The 732-nt window shown below is 69.8% G+C and carries 1 protein-coding gene; it reads right to left on the bottom strand.

The features are described from left to right. A partial coding sequence (locus tag P1P70_RS45360) for a hypothetical protein (protein ID WP_319248434.1) occupies positions 1-703 on the bottom strand: 703 nt, incomplete at its 3' end. Between the last annotated feature and the right edge of the window lie 29 nt (positions 704-732).

Raw genomic sequence — 732 nt, 5'->3', positions numbered from 1 at the left:
GCTCAGCTTCACAGGCCCCTGAGCCGTCCGGTCCCCACGAATCTCGAAGTCCATTGCCACCCCTGAACTGGGGTGTTGCAACGACCACTAGAACTGAAGGCCGAGGGGCGGGCCTTCGGTATGCGCGGGGACACCGGCCGCTTGGTGCCCCCGCACCCCCGTCCGTCCCCCGCGCTACGCGGTCTTCTCCTTGACCTCGTAGCGCGGGGGAGGTCTCCAGCTCGCTCTCGCCCATCGAGCGGGCGCGTTCGCCGTAGTAGGTGGCGATCAGCTCACCGGGGCCGTAGGCGGGGTGTCCGGCACGTGCCCGGTTCAGCCGGACGAGGATGTTCCACTCGTCGTGGCAGCCGAGGCTGTACGAGCCGCCCGCGCGCACGGTGTAGAAGCGCACGAACTCCTTGCGCCGGGCCTCCCACACCGCCGCGTCGTCCGGGTCGGTGAGATCGAGGGGGCGCCTGCCGCCCGCGGGGTCGTTCACGACGGTCCCGAAGTCGGTCCAGAAGTCCGGGTCGACGGCGTACTTGCGGGCGAAGTACGCCTCCACGGCGGCCACCAGCGCGCCACCGCCGCCCGAGTCCGCGCGGAAGAAACCGTGCACGTCGTCGGGGCCGAGGAAATAGAACGCGTCGATGAGGCCGCCGAGCTGCAGCTTCCGGAGCGAGGGCCGACCGGACGGGCCGGGCGGCCCCTGTTTCTTATACACATCTCCAAGCCCCCGAGACAGGCAGAAAA

Origin of the sequence: Streptomyces sp. MB09-02B (assembly GCF_033794485.1) — a bacterium.
In the GTDB taxonomy this organism is placed as follows: Bacteria; Actinomycetota; Actinomycetes; order Streptomycetales; family Streptomycetaceae; genus Streptomyces.
The sequence above is the reverse complement of the archived record's forward strand: the minus strand, read 5'-3'. Positions and strand labels throughout refer to the sequence as shown.